Consider the following 21,706-nt stretch of genomic DNA (forward strand, 5'->3'; position numbering starts at 1 on the left):
ACCTTCTGCCCGACGCTCCCCGACAGATGAACGATCAGCCTTAACATTCGGTTAGTGCAAACCCGGCTATATCGAAGAGCAATCAGAAAATTGGACATCTCATGTCAGAAGAAGAGACCGCACCCGATGAAGCGGAAAAAAAGAAGTCAAAGCTGCCCTTGATACTAGGAGTAGTACTGGGGCTTGCAGGTGCGGGCGGTGGGTTTTTTGCTGTGTCTTCCGGAATGATCCTCGCCCCCGAATCGGCAGAGGTTACTGACGAAACCGCGCCGGGCGACGTGCCCGCCATACCGGACGTCGCCTTTGTGCCGGTAGAGCCGCTTGTGATTTCGCTACGCGCTCCCGCGCAATCTAAGCATTTGCGATTTCGGGCTGAGCTCGAAGTGCCGAGCAGCTTTCAGGCCGAAGTGGAAAAGCTCCTGCCGCGGGTCGTGGACGTATTGAACAGCTATCTGCGGGCGCTCGACCCGGCGGATTTGGAAAGCGCCTCAGCCCTCACTCGGTTGCGCGCCCAAATGCTCAGGCGGGTGCAAACCGTCGCAGGACAAGACCGTGTTAACGATTTGCTGGTTATGGAATTCGTACTGAATTGAGAGGACGACCATGGAACTGATTGCAGATATCTTGATGGCGGCAGGGGCCATCGGCGCGGGATTCTATTGTTTCGTCCTAGGGCGTCGCTTGAACCGGTTTAATGATCTCGAAAGAGGCGTCGGCGGCGCAGTAGCAGTCCTTTCTGCGCAAGTTGACGACCTTTCCAAGACATTGACCGCAGCCCAGACCACGGCCGCCAAATCAGCAGAAACGCTTAGCGCATTGACCCGCCGGGCCGAGGAAACCTCTCGCCAACTGGAATTACAGATGGCGGCGCTACGCGATCTGGAAAGTTCTGAGGGCAATCAGACGGAGGTGAACCCCATGCGTGAACCTCGTGCTGAACCGCGCAATGGGGCACCCTCGGGAAAACCCGCTGACCCAACGACGCCTCCACCTGCGCCGCCTCCATCTGGGGAGCCAATGTTCGTCCGCCATCGCGTAAGTGGAGATGCAGCATGAAAGTCTTTCGCAAGACAAAATACAAACGCCGTGTGGGTCGAGGATCTGTCCTCCTGATCGCAAGCCTACTGATTACGTCAGCTATGCTTCGCATCGGTGCTGGCTTGGATATCGCGGTCGCAGGTGGCACCAGCCCGGAAAAGATTCAAACAGTAGAACCGACAGCTTCCAAGCAACAGAAGCATGGACAAGACCGCGCGGAAATGGGCCGCCTTCTTGCAGCGCTGCAAGAGCGTGAGGCGCGGCTGGACGAACGTGAACAGAAAATCGATGCGCGCACCAAAGCACTCGCGGTCGCCAGCGAAGAAATTGAAGGACGGCTGCAAGCGCTTGAGGAAACCGAAGCGCGTCTGCGAGAGACCTTGGCGCTGGCTGATGGGGCGGCGGAGGGCGATCTCGCGAGGCTAACAACTGTCTACGAAAGCATGAAACCCAAAGATGCTGCTGCGCTTTTCCAGACCATGGAACCTGATTTTGCCGCGGGTTTTCTGGGCCGTATGCGCCCAGAATTTGCAGCCGCGATCATGGCCGGGCTCCCACCCGACGTCGCCTATTCCATCAGTGCAATTCTCGCTGGTCGCAATGCATCCGTGCCCAAAAGCTGACCCGCTGAGGGTTTGTTAATTCAACTCTGAAAGACTGAGTTCACAGGTCTCAGCTGGGGAAAGACATGATCGGAATCATCGGTATTATCACCATTTTTGTTATGGTGTTCGGCGGCTATCTCGCTGCTGGCGGCAAAATGGGTATCATTCTAAAATCGCTCCCCTTCGAGATGACAATGATCGGAGGGGCGGCCCTAGGCGCCTTTCTCATCAGCAACGATGGGCCAGCGATCAAACACACGATCAAAGATGTGGGCAAGGTTTTTAAAGGGCCAAAGTGGAAGCACGAGGACTACCGAGACCTATTGTGTCTACTCTTCGAGCTCATTCGACTTGCGCGTCAAAACCCGGTTGCCATCGAAGAACATATCGAAGCGCCCGACGACTCTTCGATATTCTCGAAATATCCGAAAATTCTAAGCGACAAAGAAGCAATCGCCTTGATCTGTGACACGATGCGGTCAGCGTCGATGAACTACGACGATCCACATCAGGTCGAAGAAGTGCTGGAAAAGCGAATGGAGGCAAATATGCACCATGCGATGCACTCCAGCCACGCCTTGCAGGTCGTGGCAGATGGGCTTCCAGCACTCGGGATCGTTGCTGCGGTGTTGGGCGTGATCAAGACAATGGCTTCGATCGACCAACCACCTGAAATCCTCGGCAAGCTGATCGGTGGCGCGCTCGTGGGTACGTTCCTGGGCGTTTTCCTAGCTTACGGTCTGGTTGGCCCATTTGCTTCAAAGGTGAAAGATGTGACGGAAGATGAGGGACACTTTTACCAGCTGATCCGCGAAGTTCTTGTCGCAAACCTGCATAACCATGCGACCAATATCTGTATTGAAGTGGGGCGACAGAACACGCCCTCGCATTGCCGTCCGAGCTATTCTGATCTCGAAGAGGCACTTAAATCGGTCAAACAGGATGCCGCCTGATGCGGATCTTTGCGCTGATACTCTGGCTTCTAAGCCTGCCCGCCATCCTGTCAGCGGCGCCCTTTCCCGTCGTTTCGGGGGAGCACGATGGGTTCACACGCATTGTGGCGCAAGTTCCTAGCGGCAGCAGTTGGGAGGTCGCGCAAACAGATGGGGCGGTGACACTCACGCTCCCAGGACACCGCAATGGGTTTGATACATCCAAGGTGTTTGACCGTATAGGGCGCGACCGCATAGCAACTGTGAAAAGCGATAGCGGATCGCTCGCGTTGAAGTTGAATTGCACTTGTCGGGTTTCTGCTTTTCCGTCTGGGGCAGACTATGCCGTCATTGACGTCGCGGCTCCGGGAGTTACGCTATCTACACCTTTCGTAGAGCCGATAAGGTCGAGTGAACCCGATACAGATCTGACTTCGTTGCACGGTAGTCAGATACAACAGACACCAGTTCCATCTTTGCTGCCCATCATCGTAAAGGCACCAAAACAAATCCAACCACCGCCCACGCTCAAGCTGGATCGCACGCCACTTTCCGAGACACAGCAAACTGCACTGAATGAAATTCAAATCCAACTTGCAGAAGAACTTGGCACAGCGACAACACGCGGCATTCTCGTGCCCTCCATCAGGCAGCCACCGACAGCTCGATCGCAGGTCGATCCGAAAGCCTTCGCTCCCGCCCTCTCGCCTGCGCCTCTGCCTCCGGCGGTTAGCCAAGAACTAGTGAGCAACATGCGCATCACTGACAGTAGGGACAGACCTTTTGGAGGAAATAACGAAGGGGTTAGCACCACGCGCAACGGGATCAGCTGTCCCACCGATAGTCAGATTGCAATTGAGACTTGGGGTACGCCGGACACGTTTGACCAACAAATCAGCGCTGGCCGCACCGCGCTGTTTGGCGAGTTCGATCGGATCGATAGTGAGGCGGCTCTGACGCTTGCACGATCTTATTTGTATTTCGGCTTCGGCGCTGAAGCGCGTCAGGTTCTCAATCTCTCTCCCGGCCTGGCCCGAGACAACCGCCTCTTACTAGACATCGCGGACATTATGGATCATGGCCGCCCCCAGTGGCCAGAGATGCTGGAAGCCTATAGGGAGTGCCGCACCGATATCGCGCTCTGGTCAATTCTCGCCCAAACCGAAGCCCGGGGAGCAACTCCGCTTCCTGCGACCAGCGCGCTTCGCACGCTCAACAAACTACCCGAGCACCTGCGGCGCTTACTTGCACCGCAACTAAGCCGTCGGCTGCTCGCGCACGGAAATCATGAGGCTGCCGCAGCCGCGCTGCGCAGCCTTGAACGACTTCCCGACGGGCTTTCCGGCAAGGCGACTTTGGCGCAAGCCCATGTGGAATTGGAGCAAGGCAAAATTGACGAAGGCACGGTAAAGCTCGAAAGCGTAGTTGACGAGAATGTCGAGGAGTCGCCCGAAGCTCTCATCGCGCTGATCAATACGCGTATAAAAACCGGGCAAGCCATTAGCGTTGAAACAGCCGATCTGGTCGAAGCTTACGCTCAGGAACACCGCGGGTCGCCCATAGGTGTCGAATTGCGGCGCACGCATTTTATGGCATTGGTAAAATCTGGCCAATTCGATCGCGCATTCATGGAGATCGCGACGCGTACTAGTTCAAGTGACAAAGAGGGTGATCTGGCCTTAAGGCTCTACCTCATAAACCAGCTAACAAAGTCCGCGAGCGATATTGTCTTTCTCGATCATGTCCTGAAGCACTCCGCGGATGACCTAGCTCACTTGCAAAGCTTATCGAAATTCGACTTGGCTAGCCGCCTCCTCTCACTCGGCTTTGCGGCGGAAGCGCAACAGTTGCTGTCAACGGAACCCGAAGCGGACCGACCGCTACGGCGCCAGCTGCTGGCAGCCGAAGCTGCGCTCGCACTCGACCAACCATTCCAAGCGCAAGCTGCCCTACTCGGTATCGACGACCCGGCAGCCGCCCCCTTACGTGCCCGGGCCAAAGCGATGAGCGGGGAATATGCCGAGGCACACAATCTTTTTCGCGAGTTGGACTTAGAGGCACCGGCGCGCGAAGCGGCATGGCTGGCAGAGGACTGGCGGGATCGAACTCCTTCCGAGACGCCTGTTTTTGGCCCAACAGCTGAACTCGCCAAAGCGAAAATTGAAGCGTCAGGTGATCCGAGCGGGATGCTCGCCCGGTCAGCCGCCGCGCTGAACGAGAGTATCGCCGCTCGAGATACCATTGCTAATCTGCTCGCCGCTACCGACCTTTCTATTGAGGCTGAATAACCCGTTTATTCGGCATTTGATCGGCGCCGGTTACGGAAAATAAACCTACTCAACCTAGCCTCCAGCTTGTCACAGTACGTGACCCTCTGGAGGTGCAGAATGCCGCGTTATTTCAAAGAGCCCATTCGGGTTTCTGCCGCTTGGGCCCAAGTGATCCGAACGGGGCCTTACGTATGACCTCCCTTTCGGCCAAAGCGCTATTTAACCCAACTATTCTGCTGGCCGTGGCGCTAATGGGGGTTATTGTCATGATGATCTTGCCGATTCCCTCATGGGTATTGGACACTGGTCTCGCGGCCTCTTTCGCATTGGCGATTTTGATCTTCACGGTCACCCTTTTTATCGAGCGTCCGCTGGACTTTTCGGCCTTTCCAACAATTCTGCTCGCCTCGCTAATGTTGCGCCTGTCGCTCAATGTGTCTTCCACAAAACTGATCATCGGCGAGGGCCATACTGGAACGAATGCCGCGGGCGACGTTATTGAGAGCTTTGCACAATTCGTAATGGGCGGCTCGGTTTTCCTCGGACTGGTGGTCTTTTGCGTGCTGCTAATCGTCAATTTTATGGTCATCAACAAGGGTGCAACTCGCATGGCTGAGGTTGGCGCGCGCTTTGCTCTGGATGGCATGCCCGGAAAGCAAATGGCCATCGACAGTGACATGTCAGCTGGCGCCATTACCCACGAAGAGGCACGAGAGCGCCGCGAGCGCGAGCAGCAGGAAACCACATTCTTTGGCTCTCTGGACGGCGCATCCAAGTTCGTTAAGGGCGACGCCATCGCCGGGCTGCTCATCACCTTGCTGAACCTTGTGGCCGGCCTTGTCATGGGCGTGGTTGTACACGGCATGCCCATGGGCGCGGCTTTTGAAACCTATGCGATTCTGACTGTCGGTGACGGGTTGGTTTCACAAATTCCCGCGGTGGTGATCTCCATCGCGTCCGCACTTCTCCTTGCGCGTGGGGGCGCTCAGGGTGCAACCGATCTGGCGGTCTTTAGCCAACTTGGAAAACACCCTGCTGCCTTGGCAACGGTCGCGGTTTTAATGGTCATGTTCGCGCTCTTCCCCGGGCTGCCATTTTTGCCATTCGTGCTCGGCGGGGCCGGCCTCGGGACAGCGGCCTTCATGATGTACCGATCCGCGAAGCGCAAAGCAGCCCTGCCCGATCTCGCGCCAGTTGAAGACATTGCTCCGAAAGAGAAACCGCTCGGCGATGTGCTGGAACTGGACGATATCCACATCGAATTCTCTCCAGATCTGGTCAATATGGTGCTCGACCCTGGGACCGGCATGGACGCCCGTATCGCCAATATGCGAACTCACGTCGCATCTGTGTTCGGGATGATCTTGCCAGAAATCCGGCTTACCGATCATCCCGGTCTGCCCATCGGCACTTATGTTCTGCGCATTCAGGGCGTGGAACAGGCCCGCGCCCAATTGAATCCGGACCAGATTCTCGCGCTTATTCCCGAAGATGGCAGCAACCTGCCCGCCGGGGTGGAAACAACCGAGCCAGTCTATGGTGCCCCGGCGCGTTGGATCAACAGCCGCGATCAGGAGGAAGCAGCCCTTGCTGGGATTACGCTGGTGACCCCGACCGAGATTCTTGCCACACATCTTTTGGAAGTGGTGAAGCGTAATTTCAGCCGTCTACTCACACTGAAGTCCCTGCGCCGGCTATTGGCTGAAATGGTGAACATCTCGAACGCAGCCCGGGCCGAAGCTAACCGCAAGCTGCTGGATGAGTTGATCCCGGACAAAGTACCGATCGACGTGCTTCATGCCGTTCTACGCCTTTTGCTCGACGAACAGGTCTCTATCCGCAATCTCCCATTGATCCTGGAAGCGACTGCCGAAGCGCGCGGTCAGAATGCCCAGCCTGAAGCGATTTGTGAACATGTCCGCCAGCGCATCGGGTTTCAATTGGTCGCAGAAATGCGTCGCGCTGACGGGACGCTGCCTTTGGTGCAACTTGCGCCGGAATGGGAAGAAACCTTTGCCACTTATCAGGTCGATGGTCAGAGGGGGCTCGATATTGCTCTGCCGCCTGAGCTGTTCAATCAACTCGCTGAAAAGGCGCAGGAGAAGCTTAACGATGCCAGTCAAAATGGCATCTACGCAGCCCTCGTGACCAATACGCGACGAAGGCGCTTTCTGCGCACTGTAATGCGGGCCAAGGGGATCCCGAACCCAGTGCTCTCGTTTGAAGAAATCGGCCTTGACGCGCGCCCTGCTCTGGTCGGCGTCGTCGCGGCATGACCGCAGAACTTGCAGATCTACTGGCCATAACAGAAGCCGCTTTATGGCATGGCTTCGCTGTCTTTCTGCGGGTTGGAGCGATGGTCGCATTGATGCCAGCTTTTGGCGAAACCTCCGTGCCGATGCGCGTTAAGCTTACCGCGATATTGGCCTTTGTGTTTATCATTAGCCCAGCGGTTACCCCCCCGGAACTAACCCCCACGACCGGCAACCTGTTCTGGCTTACCCTGTCGGAGACTTTAGCAGGGTTACTGCTTGGATTAGGCCTTCGAATGTTCGTGTTCGCGCTCCAAGCAGCCGGAGCAATTGCAGCGCAGTCTACTTCACTTTCCCAAATCCTTGGCGCTGCTGCCGCCGAGCCGATGCCCGCAATCGGCTATGTGCTGATGCTTGGCGGGCTCGCACTCGCCCTCATGGCCGGGCTCCATGTAAAGGCTGCTCAAATGGTCATTCTGTCTTATGACCTTCTGCCAATGGGACGCTTTCCGAGCGGAGCAACTTTGTCGAATTGGGGCCTCGGTCAGGTTCGGCGCGCTTTCTCACTGGCGTTTACCCTCGCTGCACCTTTCGTAATTCTGTCTCTGCTCTATAACCTCGCCCTCGGCGCTATCAACAAAGCGATGCCGCAATTGATGGTGGCCTTCGTCGGCGCCCCGGTAATTACAGCGGGCGGGTTGTTCCTCCTGTGCCTGTCGGCACCGATCATTTTGCGGGTCTGGCTCCAAGCGCTGGACATCTTCCTCGCCCAACCTTTTGCGGTTCCGCCATGAGCGGACAGGACGACGACAGCGACAAGTCATTTGAAGCGACGCCGCAAAAATTGCTGGACGCGCGCAAAAAGGGTGAAATCGCCAAATCCACTGATCTGATGACCGCAGCCGCCTATGCCGGGCTTTTGGCGGCATTCTTGCTGACCGGCGCTGTAGCTATCAAGCAGACCGGGACTGCGTTGATGGTCATGCTCGACCAGTCGGCACAATTGGCACCAACATTCTTTGACGGCAGCCCGACCGCAGCGATCGCCGCGCCCTTGAGAGAAGTCGCGATCGGCACGCTGCCCTTATTTATCTTTCCTGCTATCGGGGTAGTCCTCGCCATTTTTGCACAACGGGCGCTAGTCTTTGCCCCCAGCAAAATCGTCCCCAAGATGTCGCGTATTTCAATCTTATCGAATGCCAAGAACAAGTTCGGACGCTCTGGCCTGTTCGAGTTTGGCAAAAGCTTCACCAAGCTCTGCGTCTATTCGATTTGCGTGGCCCTCTTCATCCGCGCGCGATTGGGCGAAATGATTGGCACCCTACGCAGTTCGCCTGAAATGGCGCTCAGCTTTATGATCGAGCTCTGCCTCGCCTTTCTGTTTGTCGTGGTCGTCGTCTCCGGCGCCATTGGAGCCATAGATGCGCTTTGGCAGCATTTCGAACATCTGCGCAAAAACCGGATGTCGCGCAAAGAGATCACCGATGAGACTAAGAATGCCGAGGGCGACCCCCATCAGAAACAAGAGCGCCGGGCTCGCGCAATGGCAATTTCGCAGAACCAGATGATGGGAGACGTGCCCAAAGCCGATGTGGTGATCGTTAACCCGACCCATTACGCCGTAGCGTTGACATGGAGCCGAGAAGCGGGCTCTGCGCCGGTTTGTGTTGCTAAGGGTGTGGACGCGATCGCTCATAAAATGCGGGAACTTGCAATGGAGGCCGGCGTGCCCATTCACCGCGATCCCCCCACTGCCCGCGCTTTATATGCCACGACCGAAATCGGCGACCAGATCGGATTCGATCAATACCACGCCGTGGCAGCAGCGATCAGATTTGCCGAGAGCATGCGGCGCAAGGCAAAGGCTTGGACATGAGTAACCTGAACGAACTGCGGGAGCTTGAAGCAATCACGAAGGCTAAATATGACCAGCAGCAGCAGTCTTTCCGGCGGATTCAGTCCGAAGAAAACCGGCTGCGCGCAGAGCTTAGAAAACTCGATGAAATGCTGCTCAGTTCCAACAACACTGATGTCCGCATCGGCGAAATGCGCGCGATCGGAGCTGACGTCATCTGGCAGGGCTGGGTCGGGCGGAGCAAGACCGAGCTAAACCTCAAGCTGGCACAGGTCCTAGCAATCAAGGAACAGCAGCTTCAGCAAGTGCGTCAAGCCTTTGGCAAACTTCAGGTGGCACAGCAGCTGATCACCGAAACCAATGATGATCAGCGCAAGAAAAAAGGCCAGTCCCGATTGGAACTGGCCATGGATACTGCTTTGCACAGGGTAAAGTCTGACTAATAGTCCTGCCGGGCGATTTCGAGAATAAGCACATCGCTGACAACCTCTTTGCCCATATCTTTTTGTGCCACTTCCCGAAGCGCATTTCGCAATACTGCGATATTGTTGGCTTCTGTAAACGCTCCTTCGAACCCCCCCATGTTCGCGTGGTCAAAAAGCACGCCCAAGAAGGAATCTCGCAGCTTGGGTTCGCGCTGAAAGACGGCATCCTTACTGCCTTCAGTCACCTCGATGCTCAGTGACAGCACCACAAGTGCCGCGACATTTCGATCCTTGATAATAGGCACGACGAACTGGTTGCTAAGCTTTGCATATTCCATCATCGGCGCCGGATTGTCGGGGCCATAGGGCTCGACTTCTTTAGCCTCTGCGACCTCTTCAGCGGCTTCCGGCGCGAGTGGTTCTGGCGCAGGGCGCAGCACCATCCCCGCGCCGACGCCAGCACCCGCACCAACGAGCAGCAATACCACAGGTAGAATCTTTGATAACATCGTGGTCCCCTAAAAAGGTAGCAGAACGTCCAGCACCTGCTGTCCGTAACGCGGTTGCTGCACATCGGTGATCTGACCTCGGCCACCATATGACACGCGGGCTGAGGCAATCTTGTCGTATGTGATTTCATTCTGACGTGAGATATCTGCGGGACGGACATAGCCAGTTACCAGCAACTCGCGGAGTTCGAAATTGACCCGAAGTTCCTGCGAGCCGGAGATCGACAAAACCCCATTAGGCAGCACGTCTACAACCGTCGCAGCGACCCGCAGCGTTAGCTTTTCTTTGCGTTTTACCGAACCATCGCCAGACGAACTGCTGTTAGAGTTAACTCCCACCAATTCTGCTGATGACGCACCCTCGGGCAGAACATTGTCCAATCGCTGCGGCAGACCGAAAAGCCCTGGCATCCCCATCGCTTCGCTGCCTGATCGAGAGCGGTCCGTCGCATTCGAGATCTCTGCCTTTTCATCGATTTCGATCACGACAGTCAGAATGTCGCCGCGCTGCACCGCCCGCCTGTCCCCCAGTAGAGATTGCCGGGTACCAGACCATAACGAAGCCCGGTCTACGCCGCGTTCTTCAATGATCTGGATCGGAAGGGCTGAGGTCACCATCGCAGCATGCTCCCGCGATTCCAGCGGCGGCGTGAATGACGGCGGCTTTCCCAAATGGTCCGTCCGACCGCAGGCCGCTACAAGAAAAAGAAGGGTCGAAAGAAGGAGGAAACGTTTCATTTATTTATCCTATTGCTTGACCAGAATGCTGCCATCGCCCTGCACCTGGCCAAAAAGAGTTGCCCGAGAAGACAGGTTCATAAGGCGCAGCCGGTCTCCGATGGCGCCCCGTTCGAGCGCGCGTCCTTCGGTGGTGATTTCCACCCCATTCGCACGGAAATGCACCTGAACAATCTGGTTGCGCGTCACGAGGGCGGGCGGCCCGATGTCGTCGACCAAGATCGGCCGCCCCGGATAAAGCACCACCCGCGCTTCCTGCCCCACCACGTCGACGATGCGCTGGTATCCGTTTGGAACAGCCGCGTTGAAAAGGGTGACATCGGTTTCGGTGATGATCGCATTGGCGCGGATTGTTCGCGTCGCGGTCACCGTCTCCGCCGCGGCGGGCATCGCGAGTATCAAGCTGAAGAGGAAGCGCTTTAACATCAGCGCACCTGTGTCGTCGCGCCCATCATCTGGTCTGCTGCCGAGATGACTTTGGCATTCATTTCATAGCCGCGCTGCGCCGCGATCAATTCAGTGATTTCGCGCACGGCGTCGACAGAACTGTCCTCAAGATAACCTTGCCGCAAAGTGCCAAGCCCATCGACGCCCGGTGTGGCGATCAGCGCAGGCCCGGAGGCTTCGGTCTCCGCAAAGAGATTTCCACCCAATGCTTCCAAGCCTTTTACATTCGAGAACCCTGTCAGGTTGAACTGACCAAGTTGCAGACCTTCCGTGGTATCGTCGAAATAGGCATAGACCTCTCCTTCGGCATTGATCGAAATGCTCCGGGCGTCGGCGGGAATGACGATCTCGGGGGCGACCGGAAATCCGTCAGATGTGACGATCAGCCCTTCGCCAGTACGCTTCAATCCGCCATCACGGGTATAGGCCGCTTGGCCAGAAGGGAGCGTCACCTCCAAAAAACCCGGCCCGTCAATTGCTACATCCAGATCGCCACCCGTGGCTGCGAGCGAGCCCTGCGCCACTTGCATAGAAACGGCGGCAGGGCGAACGCCCAAGCCAAGTTGCACGCCGGTTGGCAACACCGTCCCGTCCGATGCGTTGATCGCACCAGCTCGGGCCATCTGCTGATAGTGAAGGTCGGCGAATTCGGCGCGGCGGGCATTATAGCCGGTGGTGCTCATATTCGCGAGGTTGTTCGATATCGTTTCCACCCGCATTTGTTGGGCGGACATGCCTGTGGCGGCGATTTGCAGGGCGCGCATTCGGCACCTCCTTTTTAGTGTTTGGGATCAGCCCACGAGGGCCTTGAGGGCGCCGCGCACCCGTTCATCTTCGCTGGTCAAAAAACTCTGACCCAACTCATAGGCGCGCTGCACCTCGACCATCCGCGACAATTGGCTGATCGCACTGACATTGGAATTTTCGACGAAACCCTGCATCAGACGCGCGGTATCGCTCGGCTCATGGCCGGCATCTGCGCGAAACATGACACCGTCCTCTCGGACCATGTTCAAAGGATCGAGCGGACGCACAATTCCAATCTGGCCCAAGGGCGCCCCGTCGGCGCTGACGGTCCCGTCGCTTCCAACAGATACTGCAGCCCCCGGCGGGACAAAGACCGGCGCCCCGCCCGTATCGAGCACGCGGAACCCGTCGTAGGTGACCAGATCGCCCACGGCACTCGGCGAGAACGCCCCTGCACGGGTCAGTCTTTCTCCGGCGGGTGTCTCCACCAGAAAATAGCCATCACCTTCAATCGCGAAGTCAAAGCTTCCTCCGGTTTGGGTCAATGCACCCTGATCAAAGGACGTATTGCGCACATTGCCCTGCCCCATCGACAGGGAAGCGCCGCCTTCTACCGGTTTGACATATTCCGAAAAGATCAGCCCCTCAGCCCGGTAGCCAGTGGTTGCCGCATTGGCGATATTGTTGGCAACGATCTGCATTTCGCGGGCCAAGCCGGATTGCCGGGTCAGGGTCGTATATCCTGCGTTGTCCATGTCAGCCCCCAATAATCAGCGGAATGATGCGGTCGTGGAAAAAGGACACGAGCGTCTGCGTCATGAATCCCATCGAGAGCCAGAACACCGCCCCGATCGCTGCCAGTTTCGGCACGAAGGTGAGTGTCATTTCTTGGATAGAGGTCAGGGCTTGCACCAGCCCGATGGAGACACCGGCGAGCAAAGCCACGGTCAGGATAGGAATGGAGATCACCACCGCGACCCACAGCCCCTGCCGCATCGTGTCAAAAAAGATTAGTTCGCTCTGCATCAGACCGGCATCCGCAGGATTTCCTGGTAGGCCTCGACCACTTTATTACGCACTGTCACGGCGGTTTCGACCACCAGTTCGGTCTGCGCCAAAGCCGTCACTAGCGCGTGGGGATCGGCATCGCCGACCATAGCGCTGGTCGCAGTCTGCTCGCCCCGGGCCAATGTGCTGGCAAAGTCGGAGAATGCCGCCTTGATCCCGCTCATGCCCCCTGCCGCATCGGTCGGTTCGGTCGCTGGCTTTGAGGCTGCATATTTCTGGATCGCCGAAAGCGCTTTGATATCCATTCTGGATCTCCTTTTGGTCGTGTTCATCGCGGGCTTACGCCGCAGGTGTTCTTGCGCGGCCAAGCGGCCACGTGGGTGTGCTTTTCAGCTTTTGGCCAAAGCCTTAGCGGCGCAGCAAATCCATCAGGCCGGTGGACATTTTTCGGGTCTGCTCGAACATTTTGAGGTTGGCCTCATAGCTGCGCTGCGCCTCTCTCGCGTCGGCCAGTTCGATCAGCAAATCGACGTTTGATCCTTCAAAGTGACCGCTTTCATCCGCGAGCGGATGGGTCGGGTCATAGACACGCTCCAAATCGCTTTGATCCAGCGTGACCCGTCCTGTGCGCACCGGGGTCACCGCGTCGCCGGCTCCAAAGGCAGTTTCGAAAGCGATGGTCTTGCGGCGGTAACCGGGCGTATCAGCGTTCGAAATATTCTCCGACAGGTGTCGCAAGCGCGTGGCCTGCGCGCGCAAGCCGCTGGAGGAGACCGAAAGAGAGTTGGAAAATTCGGTCATATTCAGCCCCTGATCGTGCTGCGTAGAATGTTCAGTCCGGATTTATAGATCGCCAAAGCCCGGTCATGCTGGCGTTTTGCGTCAACGGATTTCAGCATTTCTGTCTCTAGCGAAACGCTATTCCCATTGGGCGCGGCTTCCTCACCCGTGACAAAAGCAGCGGCCACCACCGCCCCCTCCCGGGCGCCGTGCAGATGCCCGTCACGCGTGGCGCGGGCCGTGGCCGGCGCATCTGCCGGGCGGTAGATAGATTGGAATTTAGGAAGATCGCGCGCCTGATAGCCAGGCGTATCCGCATTTGCGACGTTCTGAGCCGCAACAGCCTGACGCTGCCCGGCATGGGTTGCCATGGCCGTGGCCATTCTGAAGAGTTCCAGCTTTTCGAACATCGGGGCTTCTCCCTCGTGCAATTTCAATCAAGGCTTAACCCTGATTCCTTTAGAAAGCGTTTGCAGCCGAGAGGAATGACATGACGTTTGAAACACATCTTGATGGGCTGATGGCTCAAATCGATAGTTTGGATGTCGTGCGCCCCGTTGGCCGGGTCACCCGGGTCGAGGCGGGGGTCATTCACATCTCTGGCCTCGCCGACACGGCCCGGATCGGCGACGCGATCACGGTGGCGCGACAGGATTCTACAGCGCTTAGTGGCGAGGTCGTGCAACTGCGCGATGACATACTGGTCGCCCTGCCGGATGCGGCGCCCGACGGCGTTTCGCTTAACAGTCGCGCGCTGCTGCAGCCGCCTTTTACCATCGCGCCGAGTGACGAATGGATTGGCCGGGTTATCGACCCAACGGGCGCACCGCTGGATGGGCGTCCTCTTCTGCAAGGTCCTGTCGCCCGCCCTTTGCAATCCCCGCCCCCTCCCGCTGCCACGCGCCGTGCTTTGGGCAGCCGGATCGACACAGGTCTCGCGGTGATGAACACGATGCTACCTGTGGTGAAGGGTCAGAGGGTCGGGCTTTTTGCCGGATCTGGCGTCGGCAAAAGTAGCCTCATGGGACATCTGGCTCAGCATATGCAGGCGGACGTTGTGGTGATCGCGCTCATCGGCGAGCGCGGGCGGGAGCTGCGGCATTTCATGGAAGACGTGCTCGGCCCCGAAGGGCTAGCGCGGAGTGTGCTGATCACTGCCACATCGGACCAGTCCCCTTTGCAACGCCGCCGCTGCGCTTGGACCGGTATGGCCGTTGCCGAACATTTCCGCGCAGAGGGCAAGTCAGTGCTCTTTATGGCCGACTCCATTACCCGTTTCGCCGAAGCCCACCGTGAGGTCGCAGTGGCCGCAGGCGAAGCGCCGGTGCTGCGGGGCTATCCGCCCTCTACCGCCCACCTGATTATGGCGCTTTGCGAGCGCGCTGGACCGGGATTGGCAGATGAGGGCGATATGACGGGTATTTTTAGCGTGCTTGTCGCGGGATCTGACATGGACGAACCGGTGGCCGACATCCTACGCGGTGTGCTCGATGGCCACATCGTGCTGGACCGCACTATCGCAGAACGCGGGCGCTATCCGGCCATCGATGTGCTGCGCTCGGTCTCGCGCTCACTGCCCGCGGCGGCGACTGATGAAGAGAACGATATGCTTAAACGCGCCCGGCGGCTGCTGGGGGTCTACGACCGGAATGCTATGATGATCCGCGCGGGGCTCTACGCCCAGGGCAGCGATCCCGAAGTTGATCAAGCGATCGCTGCTTGGGAAGACCTAGACGCCTTCTTGGCGCGTGTCGAACGGCAGGGGATTGCGCAGAGTTTCAAGCAACTCGATCTGCTGCTGCGCCGCGTGAAACAGGCAAGTCCGCCGCGCGGGCGTGGCAATCCGGCGGGCTAAACGGGCTTAGGATTGCAAAAGGGTCAAGGCTATGGACTGGCCAGACATGCTGGCTGAGAACGACGCGATCTGGTTGCGCACGACGTATTTGGTGATCAGATCTTGGACCAGTTCCGGATCAGAAAAGTCGGAGAGTTGGTCTGTACCGAAGACAGATTGCGCACGGTCTTTGAAGATGCCCAGCTGCTGATCCACGTCAATTTGGCCAATGGACTCCGGCAAGTTCAACGCCTTCTCAAACAATGCCCGCATGGGCGGATCGCCCATCAATGTGAACCACTTGGCATCATTGGAGCTATCAGACTGGGCCAGATCCGCCACTTCATGCTGTGCGTAAAGTGCGATGCGCATCGACTCGTCCTGTTCACCGGCCGCCACTTCAAAGCTGGCGGTTTCGAAGCGGCTTACGATCGCATCGACAAACCCCTCCTCGCCAACTTTCAGGAACTCACCGGGGCCAAAACCGAAAGCCTCTGACATCTCCTTGTAGCGCGTATCGGTGAACCGGTTGGCCAAGGCGTCATCATTGGTCGTGCCTTCTTCGAGCATCTTCCGAATGAAATAGCGGTTATCGAGATCATCCTGAAGCCCGAAGGCCCCAAGGGTGACGGACAGCAGACGGCGGTCCGACACCAATTCTTCTGCTGTCGTGACCGCGCCAATATTCTCTCGGAAATAATCCGTATCCCGCTTCAGCTCTGTTGATTTGCTAAAGGTCTCGAACTGGGTGTCATAGGTCTGCTGGAGAAACCGCCAACCGGCCAGACCACCTATGGGGATTATCGGCTGGTACATCAGTTCGCCCGCAGCGCCAGCAGCCGGTCCTCGCGCGGAAGCAGGCTGCGCAGGGCTTTCAGGCTGCGATAGTGCTGCAGTTCGATCACGCCGCGGCTGGCTTCGGCAAGCGCGTTGCGGCTGTCGTTATCGGTAAAGACTTGGCTCAGCTCTTCTATCTGACGCAAAAGCCCGTGATGCGCGCTCTCCGCGTCCTTATCCCCTGACAGCACCAGTTGCACCGCAAACAGCGTACGGCGCACCGGGGTCTTGGCATCTTCGGGGTGAATCGCGTTGCGCAGACGCAAAATATTGGCGTCCGGAGACATGATTGCCAGTCGACTGCGGCGGTCGCCATTTTCAATCACCGCACCGTTCACCAGCACCCGTTCTTTCGGGCTCAATTTGAGGACCAGTCCGCTCATGACAGCGTCCTTTCCTGCTTAAGTCCACGCAGGATAGCCGTGTTCACCTCCAGCAAAGGCACGGCCGAGGCTTTCTTGCGAATAACCTCAGAGGTGTGATGACTGGTAAATTCTCCGAGGTAGAAAATACGCGCGCGCAGATCATCCGGCAGCAGATTTTCATCATCCGCTACGTCAATCGCAAGGGTTCGCCAAAGTTTTCGGTTCTCGTGCAACGCCTCAAGAAGCGGTGCAAGTTTACCCGATTCTATCGCTGTTTTAAGCCGATAGGTAATACGCGCGATCACGTCATATTCGATACTGCGAGCCGATCGCGTCGGCGCGGCAGTCGGCGCATAGGCGCGCTGAGCCAGAGTGGTTGCGTTCACGGGGATACCTTGCCTGTTGTTATCGTTCTTTGTGGGCCGTTTGCATCAAGGGCGCGCCGAAACGCGCCCCTGAATTTGGCTTAGCGGAACAGAGACAAGATGGTCTGCGGCGCCTGGTTGGCAATGGACAACGCCTGAACGCCCAGCTGCTGCTGGGTTTGCAGCGCCTGAAGTTTCGCCGAGGCCGCTTCCATATCTGCGTCCACCAACGAGCCGATCCCAGATTTGACCGCATCACCAAGCTTGCTGATGAAATCGCCCTGATCCGAGATCCGTTGCGCCGAGGCACCCAACTCGGCTGCGCCGTCAATCGCGGTGGTCATGAAACCTTCGATTTCGGCAAAGGCTGTGGCCGCCGTAGTAGAGTTTGTGATCCCGGTCATTGTACCAACCGTAAGGGTGGCCTGAAAATCGACAGTCGCAACGTCGATTGTGCTAACGGTCGGCGCCGCGCTGCCCACGCGGTCAAGCGACGATACCACCGTAAGCGAAGTGCCCGCATTGCCGTCAACATCTGTCGCAAGCAGGTTGACCCCGTTAAATTGCGACCCCCCGATTACGGCTGAAATCTGGGCAACCTTTTCGTCCATGTCTGCCTGGATCTTGGTAAAATCCGCCGTCTCGCTTTGGCCAGAAATCGCAAGCGCCTTCATTTCTTTAAGCGTTTCAACAATCTGTTCCGCACCAGCCGAGGCGACGGCGACCGTCGATTCGCCCAAAGCCAGCGAGTCGGATACCGCTTCAAAACCGGCAACATCCGATTCCATCACCTTGGAGATGGCCCAGATTGCCGAATTGTCTTTGGCCGAGGAGATGTCCTTGCCTGTCGCAATGGCATTCTGGGTCTGGCCGAGGTCGGAGTTGATCGACTTCAGCGTTTGCAGGGCAACCATGGCGGAGTTGTTGGTGTTGATGCTCGACATAAGCATGTTCCTTTAGTCTTTGACGCTTTGCGTCCGTTGCTGTCTCACCCCCCTGGGGCGGACGGAATTGTCTTTCTGACCTTTGCAACGCTCCTGAACCGAACGATGCGCCACCCGACCTCGGATGCATCGCCACCATGACCTTTTCGAACTTAACACTCTCCTAAACGCGGCCCCGCCAATGCGCCGCTTTTTATTCAAACGCTCAGGCGCGTTTTTCCACGGCGCGGGCAGCGTCCAGCTCAATGTTGCGTTTCTTGCCGTGGGAATCATATGTCTCTAGCGAGCCGCGAATGCGGCGCAGGGCGGCCATGCGCCGGGCGACACTGCGGATGCCTTCCAGAGCGCCGTCTAATAGCAGCTGGTTCCGTTTCACCTTTGCGTCCAGTCGCTGCAACGCATCAAGATCGCTGTGTTCGGCGGCATTGAGCGCCGCAATCAGCGCTTCTTTGTCCTCCAACATGCCAGCCAGATCTTCGAGCTTTCCACTGAGCAACGCAGAACGTTCCGCATCAAGCAGACTGTCAAGTGCTAGGAGTTTGCTGTTCGTTTCCTCAGTGTTCATCCTGCCGCTCCTTCAATGCTTCATAGAGCGATTCGCTGAGACCAATACCGCCAGCCTTGACCATCGCCATGGCCTGTTCCTGCACGAGGAAGGAGCTAAACTGGTCCTCTCCCGCCCCCCCGCCGAACTCCTTACTGGTTGCGCCAAGTCCCGCGGACTTCAGCATTTCCGCCAGAAAGCTCGCCTCCAATTTTTGCGCCGCTGCCATCAGCGCCTTATTCTCTTCCACCACGCGCGGGGGCGCTTGGACCGACTGTACCGTGAGCATGACCCGTCTCCTTAAATTGCATCCTATTTTCCCGATCTTGACCCAGTTTCGGTAAACAACCGGTAAGGATGTTCGCGCATGGTGATGAAATCAGAGAAGAACTCTCGGAGTGTTCACGTGCATCCACTACCCCTGCCCTCCGCGGCACAATTATCCCTGCGCCCAAGCGGCGCGACCGCCCAGCCACCGGAGGGGCAGGATGCCGGTACCTCAGTTTCCACCGGCGATATGCGGGCTGCATTTGCGGATATTTTCGAGCAGGCTGATCCGCAAAATGGCGGCAGGGAGACCGACTTAGAGTTGCTGCAGGAAGCCGCTGACGAGATTGAAGTTGACGAAGCCTCCCCGACTGAGAGTACGTCGAAAACAGAAACAGCTGCTCCGCACGACAAGAAACCCCCGACTGATTCTGACGCCTCGGTAACGCAGGCACCTCAGGTCTCCATTTCCGCGAGACCTAAACAGTCACAGGCAGATTTCGACCGGGTGCCTGTTGCCGTGCAGTCTTTGAGCACAGGGCGCGGAGAACCCGTTGATGATGAGGCCATTAGGGCGCCCGAGCCTGTTAGGGGGAGTAAGGAGTTCAGCCCTTCCGAGCTACAACAGGCTGCAAATCATGCGCGTGTTGCGGAAGGCCGGATGAGCACTAACGCGATAGGGCGCAACCTTTTAGAAACGCCTATCGAGGAGCTCGCGCTTCCGGCAACAACCAAGCATTCCACCACAATGAACCTGCTCGGGTCGGATTCGCAACGATCACAAGATATCTCTGACCCTGCGAGCCTTGATAAAATGGCGATTATTAAGGCGGCGGGCGAAACTTTGTCTTTCAGCCCAATCCAAGATGCGGCTTCGGGAGGGTCTAATATTGACGCACAAAAGCCTCACACCGAAGGGCCGGTTTTCTCTGAAAAGGAGATGCGGCCAACTGGGTCTGTTTTGGAACGTTCAATGGAGCGGGTAATTGCCCAACCGATGGATAAGAGATCAGCTCCAGCTCAGCGAAACCCTGCCCCTTCAATAGTGCATCCACTACAAGCAGCCTTGGGCGCTTCGGACAATTTTATTTCTAAGCCACAGGTGAAAGCTGTACCTAATCAGGGCCATCAGCAGACGACTGCTGCACCGGAGACGACTGCACGCCACGCTATGCCGCTCTGGGCACCAGCAGATACAGCAGCATCTAAGGCGCGCAGCAATCAAACCGCGACTTCTAAGCCTGCAGCTATAGCCCACCCTGCCCATGCACCTGATGCGGTGGCTGAGTTGGTTTCGCAATCTTTGAAAACCGCGCTCCCAAGTAAATTGACGATACCACGGGAGGCTGGATCGGTAGCGGTACAGCCCTTACTGCCAACCCCGCATCCGATTGGCCGCGCCAATATGACCGAACAAACCGGAGCCGTTCTGCCTTCAGCCGCAACGGCAACTGGCCTTACGCGCATGGTTCATCAAAAGGGACCCACTGAAGGTTTGGATCAAACTGACCGGGGAAAACACCCCGACGTGCAAGTTTTGCAAACGCCCTCTGCAGCGCAAAAGTCACTAGCTGGCAAAGAGAGGTCCGACGACCCCCTTAAGATAACTAGTCCGGCTGAACGGCTTGATCCGAAAAACCTTCAAATGCCACCCGTACTGCCAATTAAGCCGAACACCCTCGCTGCACCCCTTCCCTCCCCCGCAATGATTGGTGGGCAGATCGCCAAAGTTGAATCTGGACAGGACATCCGCCTGTACCCGACTGAACCAACATTGCCGCAGACTTGGGAAGGAACACCCGTTCAGGCTCAGCAAGCCAGCGCTTCGGCCCGCTCTGTCTTCGTCCCACAAATTGCGGCCCAACTGGGTGAAGCATTGCGGCAGATGCCGAACCGCCCGGTTGATATCGCGCTCAGCCCCGAAGAGCTCGGGCGGGTCAGGCTCTCGGTCACGACGAGCGAGGCAGGGGTCGTGGTCAATGTATTGGCCGAACGACAGGAAACCCTTGATCTGCTGCGCCGCAATATTGATCAGCTGGGCGAAGAGTTCCGCGATATGGGGTTTGACGACATCGCTTTTTCTTTTGCCGGTGGTGCCGACACCTCGACAGACCGAGACGACAACAGCTCCTCGTTTGACCAAACCAATACAACTGCCGAAGTTGACCTCGGCGACACTCCGGCGGCCCAGCCTCAGACCCCAATTGCTCTAGGGTCGCTCGCCGGCCTTGACCTGCGTCTCTGACAAAAGGACCCTTTATGACTATTTCACCGACAACAACCGCGACGGCTCAGACGAATCCTGCAGCCGTGACAAGCACAGACGTTTCATCCTCGAACTCAGTCTTGTCCTCAGATTTTGAGACGTTTTTGCAAATGCTTACGGCCCAAGCCCGCTATCAAGATCCTTTGGAGCCAATCGATTCATCAGAATATGCGGCGCAGCTGGCCCAGTTTTCCATGGTCGAGCAACAGGTGATGTCGAATGATCTACTCACCGCGTTAATGACCCAATTGGGGACATCCAATATGGGCCAACTGGCAGGGGTGATCGGGATGGAAGCCCGCACTACGTCACCGGTGCAATATGACGGCACACCAATTACTGTAGCGCCCAACCCGGCGGCTGTAGCGGACGAAGTCTTCCTCGTGGCCTATGACAGTGATGGCAACGAAGTCCAGCGCATCTCCCTTCCGGTTTCCGCTGATCCGGTTGAGTGGGACGGGTTGGACGAGAACGGCGATCCGCTGCCATCTGGCACCTATAGTTTCGGCGTGGAAAGCCATGCAGATGGGGAGTTGCTCATGCTAGAACCAGCCGAAGCCTATGGCCGTGTGACCGAAGCTCGGACTCAAGGCGGGCAATCGGTGCTGATCCTTGAGGGCGGCTCAATGGTGCTTGCGAGCGACGTGAACGGCCTGCGCGAACCACGTGGCTAACCGG

General features: G+C 57.4%; 27 protein-coding genes. 12 read left to right on the forward strand and 15 right to left on the reverse strand.

Features of this window, described 5'->3' with window-relative positions; translation table 11 throughout:
• Positions 1 to 101: 101 nt before the first annotated feature.
• The 9 genes from BLS57_RS01565 to BLS57_RS01605 all read left to right on the forward strand — a co-directional run bounded on the left by BLS57_RS01565 (position 102) and on the right by BLS57_RS01605 (position 9,395).
• Complete coding sequence (locus BLS57_RS01565) at positions 102 to 593, forward strand: flagellar basal body-associated FliL family protein (protein ID WP_093738475.1); 492 nt, start codon at positions 102 to 104, stop codon at positions 591 to 593.
• A gap of 10 nt (positions 594 to 603) precedes the next feature.
• Positions 604 to 1,056, forward strand: a complete 453-nt coding sequence (locus BLS57_RS19890; RefSeq protein ID WP_244153569.1) for a hypothetical protein — start codon at positions 604 to 606, stop codon at positions 1,054 to 1,056.
• Positions 1,057 to 1,259: 203 nt separating this feature from the next.
• Positions 1,260 to 1,661 (forward strand): MotE family protein, encoded by a 402-nt coding sequence (locus tag BLS57_RS01575; RefSeq protein ID WP_341868806.1) that lies wholly within the window; start codon positions 1,260 to 1,262, stop codon positions 1,659 to 1,661.
• A 65-nt stretch (positions 1,662 to 1,726) separates the two neighbouring features.
• Complete coding sequence (motA, locus tag BLS57_RS01580; RefSeq protein WP_093738480.1) at positions 1,727 to 2,596, forward strand: flagellar motor stator protein MotA; 870 nt, start codon at positions 1,727 to 1,729, stop codon at positions 2,594 to 2,596.
• Positions 2,596 to 4,863 carry a tetratricopeptide repeat protein gene (locus tag BLS57_RS01585; RefSeq protein ID WP_093738482.1) on the forward strand — a complete coding sequence of 756 codons (2,268 nt, stop codon included), beginning with the start codon at positions 2,596 to 2,598 and terminating at the stop codon, positions 4,861 to 4,863. The genes motA and BLS57_RS01585 overlap by 1 nt, the downstream gene beginning before the upstream one ends.
• Before the next feature lie 173 nt (positions 4,864 to 5,036).
• Positions 5,037 to 7,121 (forward strand): flagellar biosynthesis protein FlhA, encoded by a 2,085-nt coding sequence (flhA, locus tag BLS57_RS01590; RefSeq protein WP_093738484.1) that lies wholly within the window; start codon positions 5,037 to 5,039, stop codon positions 7,119 to 7,121.
• Positions 7,118 to 7,891 carry a flagellar biosynthetic protein FliR gene (locus BLS57_RS01595; protein WP_093738486.1) on the forward strand — a complete coding sequence of 258 codons (774 nt, stop codon included), beginning with the start codon at positions 7,118 to 7,120 and terminating at the stop codon, positions 7,889 to 7,891. Before flhA ends, BLS57_RS01595 begins: the two co-directional genes overlap by 4 nt.
• Positions 7,888 to 8,973: an EscU/YscU/HrcU family type III secretion system export apparatus switch protein gene (locus BLS57_RS01600; protein WP_093738488.1), complete on the forward strand. Its 1,086-nt coding sequence runs from the start codon at positions 7,888 to 7,890 to the stop codon at positions 8,971 to 8,973. The genes BLS57_RS01595 and BLS57_RS01600 overlap by 4 nt, the downstream gene beginning before the upstream one ends.
• A complete protein-coding gene (locus tag BLS57_RS01605) occupies positions 8,970 to 9,395 on the forward strand; it encodes a hypothetical protein (protein WP_093738490.1) in 426 nt (141 codons plus the stop codon). The genes BLS57_RS01600 and BLS57_RS01605 overlap by 4 nt, the downstream gene beginning before the upstream one ends.
• On the opposite strand, the gene BLS57_RS01610 is transcribed toward BLS57_RS01605, so the two are convergent.
• The 9 genes from BLS57_RS01610 to BLS57_RS01650 all read right to left on the reverse strand — a co-directional run bounded on the left by BLS57_RS01610 (position 9,392) and on the right by BLS57_RS01650 (position 14,016).
• On the reverse strand, positions 9,392 to 9,886 hold the full coding sequence (locus BLS57_RS01610) for a flagellar basal body-associated FliL family protein (protein ID WP_093738492.1): 495 nt from the start codon (positions 9,884 to 9,886) through the stop codon (positions 9,392 to 9,394). The two genes, BLS57_RS01605 and BLS57_RS01610, sit on opposite strands and share 4 nt — an antisense overlap.
• A 9-nt stretch (positions 9,887 to 9,895) precedes the next feature.
• Positions 9,896 to 10,624, reverse strand: coding sequence for a flagellar basal body L-ring protein FlgH (gene flgH / locus BLS57_RS01615; protein ID WP_093738494.1), 729 nt, complete (start codon positions 10,622 to 10,624; stop codon positions 9,896 to 9,898).
• A gap of 9 nt (positions 10,625 to 10,633) precedes the next feature.
• Positions 10,634 to 11,050, reverse strand: a complete 417-nt coding sequence (gene flgA, locus BLS57_RS01620) for a flagellar basal body P-ring formation chaperone FlgA (RefSeq protein ID WP_093738496.1) — start codon at positions 11,048 to 11,050, stop codon at positions 10,634 to 10,636.
• Entirely contained in the window at positions 11,050 to 11,835 is a 786-nt protein-coding gene (gene flgG, locus BLS57_RS01625) for a flagellar basal-body rod protein FlgG (protein WP_093738498.1), read from the reverse strand. Before flgG ends, flgA begins: the two co-directional genes overlap by 1 nt.
• Before the next feature lie 27 nt (positions 11,836 to 11,862).
• Positions 11,863 to 12,573, reverse strand: a complete 711-nt coding sequence (locus BLS57_RS01630) for a flagellar hook-basal body complex protein (protein WP_093738500.1) — start codon at positions 12,571 to 12,573, stop codon at positions 11,863 to 11,865.
• Position 12,574: 1 nt separating this feature from the next.
• Complete coding sequence (locus BLS57_RS01635; RefSeq protein WP_093738502.1) at positions 12,575 to 12,844, reverse strand: flagellar biosynthetic protein FliQ; 270 nt, start codon at positions 12,842 to 12,844, stop codon at positions 12,575 to 12,577.
• Positions 12,844 to 13,131, reverse strand: coding sequence for a flagellar hook-basal body complex protein FliE (gene fliE, locus BLS57_RS01640; protein ID WP_093738504.1), 288 nt, complete (start codon positions 13,129 to 13,131; stop codon positions 12,844 to 12,846). Before fliE ends, BLS57_RS01635 begins: the two co-directional genes overlap by 1 nt.
• 103 nt (positions 13,132 to 13,234) lie before the next feature.
• Positions 13,235 to 13,627 (reverse strand): flagellar basal body rod protein FlgC, encoded by a 393-nt coding sequence (flgC, locus tag BLS57_RS01645; RefSeq protein ID WP_093738506.1) that lies wholly within the window; start codon positions 13,625 to 13,627, stop codon positions 13,235 to 13,237.
• Between the two features lie 2 nt (positions 13,628 to 13,629).
• Positions 13,630 to 14,016, reverse strand: a complete 387-nt coding sequence (locus tag BLS57_RS01650) for a FlgB family protein (RefSeq protein ID WP_093739131.1) — start codon at positions 14,014 to 14,016, stop codon at positions 13,630 to 13,632.
• An 80-nt stretch (positions 14,017 to 14,096) separates the two neighbouring features.
• Here BLS57_RS01650 and BLS57_RS01655 point away from each other — a divergent pair, with 80 nt between their 5' ends.
• Positions 14,097 to 15,461, forward strand: a complete 1,365-nt coding sequence (locus BLS57_RS01655; protein WP_093738508.1) for a FliI/YscN family ATPase — start codon at positions 14,097 to 14,099, stop codon at positions 15,459 to 15,461.
• Between the two features lie 6 nt (positions 15,462 to 15,467).
• Here BLS57_RS01655 and BLS57_RS01660 read toward each other — a convergent pair whose 3' ends face one another.
• The 6 genes from BLS57_RS01660 to BLS57_RS01685 form a co-directional block, all read right to left on the reverse strand.
• On the reverse strand, positions 15,468 to 16,256 hold the full coding sequence (locus tag BLS57_RS01660) for a DUF1217 domain-containing protein (RefSeq protein ID WP_093738510.1): 789 nt from the start codon (positions 16,254 to 16,256) through the stop codon (positions 15,468 to 15,470).
• On the reverse strand, positions 16,256 to 16,660 hold the full coding sequence (gene flbT / locus BLS57_RS01665; protein ID WP_093738512.1) for a flagellar biosynthesis repressor FlbT: 405 nt from the start codon (positions 16,658 to 16,660) through the stop codon (positions 16,256 to 16,258). The genes BLS57_RS01660 and flbT overlap by 1 nt, the downstream gene beginning before the upstream one ends.
• Entirely contained in the window at positions 16,657 to 17,028 is a 372-nt protein-coding gene (gene flaF, locus BLS57_RS01670) for a flagellar biosynthesis regulator FlaF (RefSeq protein ID WP_093738514.1), read from the reverse strand. The genes flbT and flaF overlap by 4 nt, the downstream gene beginning before the upstream one ends.
• Positions 17,029 to 17,108: 80 nt before the next feature.
• Positions 17,109 to 17,951, reverse strand: coding sequence for a flagellin N-terminal helical domain-containing protein (locus BLS57_RS01675; protein ID WP_093738516.1), 843 nt, complete (start codon positions 17,949 to 17,951; stop codon positions 17,109 to 17,111).
• Between the two features lie 205 nt (positions 17,952 to 18,156).
• On the reverse strand, positions 18,157 to 18,516 hold the full coding sequence (locus tag BLS57_RS01680; RefSeq protein ID WP_093738518.1) for a flagellar biosynthesis protein FlgN: 360 nt from the start codon (positions 18,514 to 18,516) through the stop codon (positions 18,157 to 18,159).
• Positions 18,506 to 18,784, reverse strand: a complete 279-nt coding sequence (locus BLS57_RS01685) for a rod-binding protein (protein ID WP_093738520.1) — start codon at positions 18,782 to 18,784, stop codon at positions 18,506 to 18,508. Before BLS57_RS01685 ends, BLS57_RS01680 begins: the two co-directional genes overlap by 11 nt.
• 78 nt (positions 18,785 to 18,862) lie before the next feature.
• Here BLS57_RS01685 and BLS57_RS01690 point away from each other — a divergent pair, with 78 nt between their 5' ends.
• Together BLS57_RS01690 and BLS57_RS01695 are read left to right on the forward strand one after the other, a co-directional pair.
• A complete protein-coding gene (locus BLS57_RS01690; protein WP_093738522.1) occupies positions 18,863 to 21,007 on the forward strand; it encodes a flagellar hook-length control protein FliK in 2,145 nt (714 codons plus the stop codon).
• 14 nt (positions 21,008 to 21,021) lie between these two features.
• Entirely contained in the window at positions 21,022 to 21,702 is a 681-nt protein-coding gene (locus tag BLS57_RS01695; protein WP_093738524.1) for a FlgD immunoglobulin-like domain containing protein, read from the forward strand.
• Positions 21,703 to 21,706: the final 4 nt, after the last annotated feature.

Origin of the sequence: Sulfitobacter delicatus (assembly GCF_900102535.1) — a bacterium.
In the GTDB taxonomy this organism is placed as follows: Bacteria; Pseudomonadota; Alphaproteobacteria; order Rhodobacterales; family Rhodobacteraceae; genus Sulfitobacter; species Sulfitobacter delicatus.